At 71.0% G+C, this 7,160-nt stretch carries 7 protein-coding genes; 3 read left to right on the top strand and 4 right to left on the bottom strand.

Going from position 1 to position 7,160, the window contains the following annotated elements; all coding sequences use genetic code 11:
- From VFQ84_RS12870 to VFQ84_RS12855, 4 genes are all read right to left on the bottom strand, one after another.
- Positions 1-1,006 (bottom strand): PDZ domain-containing protein (locus VFQ84_RS12870; protein WP_325132037.1); only part of this gene is annotated, 1,006 nt, incomplete at its 3' end.
- A gap of 28 nt (positions 1,007-1,034) precedes the next feature.
- Positions 1,035-1,577, bottom strand: coding sequence for a hypothetical protein (locus VFQ84_RS12865; RefSeq protein ID WP_325132036.1), 543 nt, complete (start codon positions 1,575-1,577; stop codon positions 1,035-1,037).
- Positions 1,570-2,139 (bottom strand): sigma-70 family RNA polymerase sigma factor, encoded by a 570-nt coding sequence (locus VFQ84_RS12860; RefSeq protein ID WP_325132039.1) that lies wholly within the window; start codon positions 2,137-2,139, stop codon positions 1,570-1,572. The genes VFQ84_RS12865 and VFQ84_RS12860 overlap by 8 nt, the downstream gene beginning before the upstream one ends.
- A 186-nt stretch (positions 2,140-2,325) precedes the next feature.
- Positions 2,326-4,521 (bottom strand): TonB-dependent receptor family protein, encoded by a 2,196-nt coding sequence (locus tag VFQ84_RS12855; protein WP_325132035.1) that lies wholly within the window; start codon positions 4,519-4,521, stop codon positions 2,326-2,328.
- A gap of 142 nt (positions 4,522-4,663) precedes the next feature.
- On the opposite strand from VFQ84_RS12855, the gene VFQ84_RS12850 reads away from it, so the two are divergent.
- The 3 genes from VFQ84_RS12850 to VFQ84_RS12840 all read left to right on the top strand — a co-directional run bounded on the left by VFQ84_RS12850 (position 4,664) and on the right by VFQ84_RS12840 (position 7,156).
- Complete coding sequence (locus VFQ84_RS12850; RefSeq protein WP_325132034.1) at positions 4,664-5,641, top strand: SPFH domain-containing protein; 978 nt, start codon at positions 4,664-4,666, stop codon at positions 5,639-5,641.
- A gap of 1 nt (position 5,642) precedes the next feature.
- On the top strand, positions 5,643-6,077 hold the full coding sequence (locus VFQ84_RS12845) for an NfeD family protein (RefSeq protein WP_325132033.1): 435 nt from the start codon (positions 5,643-5,645) through the stop codon (positions 6,075-6,077).
- Positions 6,078-6,163: 86 nt separating this feature from the next.
- Positions 6,164-7,156 carry an extracellular solute-binding protein gene (locus VFQ84_RS12840; protein ID WP_325132032.1) on the top strand — a complete coding sequence of 331 codons (993 nt, stop codon included), beginning with the start codon at positions 6,164-6,166 and terminating at the stop codon, positions 7,154-7,156.
- The last annotated feature ends 4 nt before the right edge of the window (positions 7,157-7,160 follow it).

Raw genomic sequence — 7,160 nt, 5'->3', positions numbered from 1 at the left:
GGGCCTCGGGGACGGTGACGCTGACGGTGCGGGCCTTGCGGTCGCGCAGGACGTCCACCTTCACCTGCTCGCCGGCATCCTGCTCGCGCAGGGCGCGCATGGCGTCGCGCGGGGTGGCGACGGCGTCGCCGTCGATGCGTTGGATCACGTCGCCGGGCTCGAGCGATTCGAGGCCGTCGCCGCCGCTGAGCACCAGCACGCCGCGGTCGGTGCCGAAGTAGCGGCCCAGCCTGGCGTCCACCGAAGCGAGGTTGAGCCCGCTCCAGCGGAAGGCCTGGCTGAGCACCGGCAGGCTGCAGTCCTCGCTGTCGGGTGCGCACGGGGCCGTGCGCAGCCGTTCGACTTCGATCGCCACGTCGGGATCGATCAGCGGCCGGCCCTTCGCGCGCTCGAAGGCGATCGCGCGCGCGGCGTCCGCGTCGCCGCGCTGGAACACCATCAGGCGGCCGATGTCGGCCACGGTCACCTTGGCGGTCGCGGGCTTGCCGTCGCGGGTGTAGCCCAGCGCCAGCACCTGGCCGGCCTTGAGTTCACCCAGTCGCTCGCGGGCCTGGCCGATCGCGGTTTCGCCGCGCTGGTCGATGGCCTTGCCGTCGACGCTGACCAGCACGTCGCCGGTGCGCAGGCCGGCGCGCGCGGCCGGGCCGTCGGGGGTGACGGCGGCGATGCGCACGCCGGCGCCGCCCTCGTTGGCGCTCATCACGATGCCGACGCCGGCGCGCCGCTCGCCGTCGAACGCCCCGGAGAGATCGATCTTCAGGTCGTCGACGTCGATCGCCCGGCCCGAGGGCCCCATCACGATGGCGTGGCGATAGGTGCGCACGGCGTCGGACTCGCCGAGCTCGCGGCTCAGCTCGGCGACGCGCTCGGCGCTGCGCTGCAGCTCGGCGCGGGCGCGCTCGAGCTCGGCGCGCTTGGCGGCGTCGGACGACGGCGCGTCGGCGGCCAGCGCCACCGCCGGCAGCAGCGCGGCGGCGATCATCAGTGAAACCAGTCGAAGCTTCATGCGTGCGGTCCTCATGGGAAGGGCGGTGTCAGAACGTGGCGACCAGGGCGCCATCCACGGTGGAGCCGTCGGCGGCCAGGTATTGGCGGGTGCCCTGGAAGCCGGCGTATTCGCGCAGCAGCGACACGCGCAGCTGCCAGAGGGCGGCTCGACCGTCGGCGCCCAGCGCCGGGTCGGACAGCGCGATGTCGATCCGCTGCAGGCGATCCTCGAACTCCAGGTCCAGCAGCGTGCCGCTAGCGGTGGCCATGGCGCGCGGCGAGACGGCGCTGACCAGGTGCTCGAGCCGGGCGGACTCGGCCATCAGGACCTCCAGCTCGGGCGACGGCGCCGCCGCGACCTCGGCCGGGGCGACCGGTGGTGGAGACAGCCGGCCCGGCAGCAGCGCGGCCAGTGCGAGCACGGCCGCGGCGGCCAGCGCGAACGGCCAGCGGCGGCGCCGCGGCGCGTGCGCGGCGGCGATCCTTCGCTGCAGTGCCGGCCAGGCGCTGCGATCGGGCGCTTCGAGCGGCAGCCGCTGCAGGGCGTCAGCGATCGGCAGGCGGCGGTCGTGGGCGGGGGCGTCAGGCATGGGACAACTCCTGTTCGATCCTGAGCAGCTCGCGCAGCTTGCGGGTGCCGCGGGCGAGCTGTGACTTGGAAAAGCTGGGGGTGCGGCCCATCAGGCCGGCGATCTCTTCATGCGTGTAGCCCTCGGCGTGGTAGAGCCACAGCACGCTGCGGGTGGCTTCGGCCATGCGGCCCAGGGCGCGGGCCAGCAGGGCGGCGTCGGCGGCGGCGGGCGGCAGCATCGCGTCATGGCTTTCGAGTTCGGCCTCGACGACGTCTTCGGTCAGCGGCAGGCGGCCGCGGCGGCGCAGGTACATCAGTGCTTCGTTCACCGCGATCTGGCGCAGCCAGCCCCAGAACGGCGCTTCGCCGCGGAACTCGCCGAGGCGGTCGAAGAGCTTGAACATGGTGTCCTGCAGCACGTCCTGCGCCGCCTCGCGTTCAGCGGTCAGGCGCAGCGCCAGGGTGAAAACCGGGCGCTCGAACAGGCGGTAGATCTGCTCGAAGGCCGCCGCTTCGCCGCGCCGGGCGCGCTCGAGCACGGCTTGGGGCAAGGCGATGGCGAAGGACGAGGTCGGGCTCACATCGGACAAGGATGCGGCCGGAGGGGAAAGCGTCGCAGGCGTCGTCGCATGGCGGCAGCGTGTGCCTGCGGGGTGGGGGTGTAAAGCCTGCCGGAAGGCCTGGGGGAGTGTCGGAGGGCCGTCAGGGCCGAAGCTTTTTGGCGAAAAGATTCGGGCCTGAAGGCCCTCCTACAGGGGGGGCGGGCGTCAGAAGGTGGCGCGCAGGCCGATGAAGGCGCTGCGGGGGAGGCCGGGGCGGGCGCCGGCGGGGCGACGGGCGACGATGTAGGTCTCGTCCGACAGGTTCTCGACGCGGCCGTAGAGTTCGAGGCGGTCGTTGAGCCGGTAGGCGCCGGTCAGGTCCCAGACCAGGGCCGAGTCGGTGCGCTCGCCGGCGCCGGTGCCGGCCGACGTGCGCATGTCGTCGAGGTAGTTGGCCGCCACGCCCACGCGCCAGCGCTCGCCGGCCAGGCCGAGCTCGGCGTGCACCAGGTGCTCGGGCAGGTAGGGCAGGCGGTCGCCGTCGGTGACGTCGCCCCATTCCTCGAAGTCCGATTCAAAGGTGTTGCGGAACTCGGCGCGGGTGAAGGTATAGGCCAGCGAGAACGGCACCGCGACCGCGCCGCCCGCGTTGAAGTCGTACGACAGGCTGGCCTCGAGGCCGCTCACGCGCGCTTCGCCGCCGTCGAACTGGTCGCCCAGGTTGCAGCTGCCGCCGCTGGACGCGGTGCAGGTGCCGACCAGGTTGGAATAATCGTTGACGAAGCCCACCAGTTCCGTCGACAGCACGCCCGAATTCCAGCGCAGGCCGAACTCGCCGTTGACGCTCTTCTCCGACAGCGAGCCCGAGGCCGGGCCCGGCGGATTGAAGCCGCGATGCACGCTGCCGAACAGGGTCAGCGCATCGCTGAACAGGTAGGTGGCGCCGAAGCCGGGGATCACTTCGTCCACGTCGGTCTCGACCTTCGACAGCACCCCATCGCGCAGGCCGGTGGCGGTGGAGTAGCGGGTGCTGGCCAGGTCGACGCGCTCGTAGCGCACGCCGGGGGTCAGGATCCACTTGCCGAAGCTGATCGTGTCGTGCACGAACAGCGACAGCGCCTCGGCGTCGCCGACGCGGTTGTCCTGGGTGCCGGGCGCGCCGTCGCGGGTCAGCACCAGCTGGCCACCCTGCATGCGGAAGCGGTCGTCGTCCTGGTAGCGGTCTTCCTGGTCGCGGTGGACGCGCACGCCGACTTCCAGTTCATGGCTGGCGCCGCCGGCCGAGAAGCGGGTGCCGAGCACGGTCTGCAGGCCCTGGGCGTAGTAGTTGCGGTTGTTGTTGCGCAGGCGCAGCGCGTCATCCGGGCTGTCCTCGCCGGTCAGCCAGGCGTACTGGTCGGCCCAGGTGGTCGGATCGGCCAGGACGGCGCCGATGCCGATGTAGCCGCCGGTGCCGGGGTTGAGCACGTCGTTGAGCTTGAACCAGTTGCGCGAGAATTCGGTGCGGTAGGCGACCGTGCTCAGCGTGGTGTCCTCGCCGAGCTCGATGAGGTGGCGCAGTTCGAACAGGTTCTGTTCGGTCCGGATGTTGTCCAGGCGCGAGGCCGCGTAGCGGCGGGTCGGGTCGGCGCGGAAATCGGCCTCGGCCAGGCCCAGGTAGGTCTCGTTGCTGTCCTGGGTGTTGCGGCCCAGCTTGAGGTCGAGCTGCTGGTAGACGCCGGCGTCGGGCGCGCTGACCCAGCGCAGCTTGGCGACCACGTCCTCGAGTTCGAAGCCGGCGTCGCCGCCGCCGTCGATGCGCTTGAAGCCGTCGCTGGACTGGCGCACGGCCTCGACCAGGCCACCGAAGCGCTCACCCATGGCGCCGGCCCAGGCGTGGCCCAGCGCGGTGGCGTCGGAACCGTAGGACAGGTCGAGCTCGCCGCCGGCTTCGGTCGGGATCGGGGTCGAGATCAGGTTGATCGCGCCGCCGGTGGTGCGCGGGCCGGCCTGGATCGCCGACGAGCCCTTGCGGATCTCGACCGCGTCGATGCGCGACATGGTCGGGAAGTAGTAGGCGGCCGGGGCGGCGTAGGGCGCCGGCGCGATCAGCACGCCGTCTTCCATCACCGTGATGCGGCTGTTGCGGTCGGTGCCCGAGCCGCGGATGCCGATGTTCGGGCGCAGGCCGTAGCCCTCTTCCTCGACGAGGTAGACGCCCGGGACCTGGCGCAGCACGCGGTGGATGTCGCGGTAGTTGAAGCGCTCCAGGGTCTCCTGGTCCACGTAGTGGGCGGAACCGGCGGCCTTGCGGGTGTCCTCGGCATTGCCAAACACGTTGACGCTGTCCAGCCGCGCCAGCTCGGGGGCGGGGGCGCCGGAGGCGAGCGCGGCGGTGGGCAGCAGGGCCAGGGAAATGGCGAGGCGCAGGGCGTGGGACATGGCGGGCAGGGCTCGGTTCGGGGGCCGGGACGGCGGATTTCGACTGCCCGGGATGGTACTGCAAGCGAGAATGATTCGCAATAAGAATAAGCGGGTCCGCCTCGGCCTAGACTGCGGTCCTGACCCTGGGGAGCAGCGCACCGTGGAAATCCTGACCATCATCATCCTGATCGCCGGCGTCATCGTCCTGGTAAAGACGGTGCGCATGGTCCCGCAGGGCTTCGAGTGGACCGTCGAGCGCTTCGGCAAGTACACCCACACCATGGAGCCGGGCCTGCACTTCCTGATCCCGGTCATCCAGGCCGTCGGGCGCAAGGTCAACATGATGGAGCAGGTGCTGGACGTGCCTTCGCAGGACGTGATCACCCGCGACAACGCGGTGGTGAAGGTCGACGGCGTGATCTTCTACCAGGTGCTGGATGCGGCGAAGGCCGCCTACGAGGTCTCCAACCTCGAGCAGGCCACCATCGCCCTGGTGATGACCAACATCCGCACCTCGATCGGCTCGCTGGACCTGGACGAGTCGCTGTCCAAGCGCGACGAGATCAACGCCAAGCTGTTGAGCGTGGTCGACGTGGCGACCCATCCCTGGGGCATCAAGGTCAACCGGATCGAGCTCAAGGACATCCAGCCGCCGCGCGACCTGGTCGACGCCATGGCCCGGCAAATGAAGGCCGAGCGCGAGAAGCGCGCCAACATCCTGGAGGCCGAGGGCCATCGCGCGTCCGAGATCCTGCGCGCCGAGGGCGAGAAGCAGGGCGCGATCCTCGAGGCCGAGGGCAAGCGCGAGGCCGCGTTCCGCGACGCCGAGGCGCGCGAGCGCCTGGCCGAGGCCGAGGCCAAGGCGACCCAGATGGTGTCGGACGCGATCGCGAACGGCAACGTGCAGGCGATCAACTACTTCGTCGCGCAGAAGTACATCGAGGCGTTCAAGGCGCTGGCCGAGGCGCCGAACCAGAAGTTCGTGATGATGCCGATGGAATCGACCGGCATCATCAGCTCGCTCGGCGGCATCGCCGAGCTGGCCAAGGAAAGCCTGGGCCTGGGCCACGGCGGCGGCCAGCCCGCCAAGCCGGCGCCCAAGCCGGCGCCGCCGCAGCCGCCGCGGATCGGGGGCTGAGATGCGCACGGCACTGATCGTCTGGGCCAGCCTGGCGCTGGTGCTGATGGCGGCGGAGACGCTGGCGCCGGGCGTGTTCCTGCTCTGGCTGGGCTTCGCCGCGGCGGTGATGTTCCTGGTGATGCTGGGCGTGCCGGACCTGGCGCCGGTGTGGCAGGCGACCGCGTTCATCCTGCTGTCGTTCGCGTCGATCGGCCTCTACGTCAAGTTCGTGCGCGGCCGCGAAAAGCCAAGCCAGCAGCCGCTTCTCAACCGGCGCGGGGCGCAGCTGGTGGGGCAGGTGTTCGTGCTCGAGCAGGCGATCGTCGACGGCCGCGGCCGGCTGAAGATCGGCGACGCCTTCTGGACCGCCGAGGGCCCGGACCTGGCGCAGGGCACCCGCGTGCGGGTGGTGGGCGCCGACAACATGTCGCTGCAGGTGGTGGCCGCGGACTGAACGATGGCCGCGGCTCGCCCGCGGTGCCGCTTGCGGGTAGGATGAGAATCATTATCATTTCCTGATCTTCCTGCCCGGAGTCCGCCATGTCGCGCCTCACGCTTTCCCTCCTGCTGGCCAGCCTGCTGGCCCCCGCCGTGCAGGCGGCCGAACTGGTCGTCTACACCGAGCGCAAGGAGCCGCTGGTCCAGCCGCTGTTCGAACGCTACGAGCGCGAGACCGGCACCCGCATCGCACTGCTGTCCGACGGCGCGCCGGTGCTGATCGAGCGGCTGGCGGCCGAAGGCGCCAACACCCGGGCCGACCTGTTCATGGCGGTCGACGCCGGCAGCCTGTGGCAGGCCGCCGAGCGCGGCCTGCTGGCGCCGGTGGCGTCGCCGGCGCTCGAGGCCGCCATCCCGGCCCACCTGCGCGATCCGCAGGGTCGCTGGTTCGCGCTGTCGCAGCGCGCGCGCACCATCGTCTATTCGACCGAGCGGGTCGATCCGTCCGAACTGTCCGGCATCGGCGACCTGGCCCGTCCCAAGTGGAAGGGTCGCCTGTGCCTGCGTTCGTCCAAGAAGGTCTACAACCAGTCGCTGGTCGCGACCCTGATCGAGCGCATCGGCGTCGACTACACCGAGACCGTGGTGCGCGGCTGGGTGGCCAACCTCGCCACCGCGCCCTTCGCCGACGACACCCTGCTGGCCAAGGCCATTGCCGCCGGCCAGTGCGACGTCGGCCTGATCAACACGTACTACCTCGGCCGCCTGAAGCACGACGATCCGGCGTTCCCGGTGCAGGTGTTCTGGGCGAACCAGGACGGCGTGGGCGCACACGTGAACGTTTCCGGTGCCGGCATCGTCGCGGCCTCGAAGCAGAAGGCGGAGGCGCGCAAGTTCCTCGAGTGGCTGGCGTCCGAGTCGGTGCAGGCCGACTTCGCCAGCATCAACTTCGAGATCCCGGCGCGCCCCGGCGTGGCGCTCGATCCGGTGGTCGCCGCCTGGGGTCCGTTCAAGGCCGATCCGGTGAACGTGTCCGTCGCGGGCAAGCGCCAGGCCGAGGCCGTGATGCTGATGGATCGCGCCGGCTGGCGCTGACCGG

Source organism: Arenimonas sp. (assembly GCF_035721105.1).
Taxonomy (GTDB): Bacteria; Pseudomonadota; Gammaproteobacteria; order Xanthomonadales; family Xanthomonadaceae; genus Arenimonas.
Note: the sequence above shows the minus strand (reverse complement) of the source record. Positions and strands in the feature narration are given on the sequence as shown.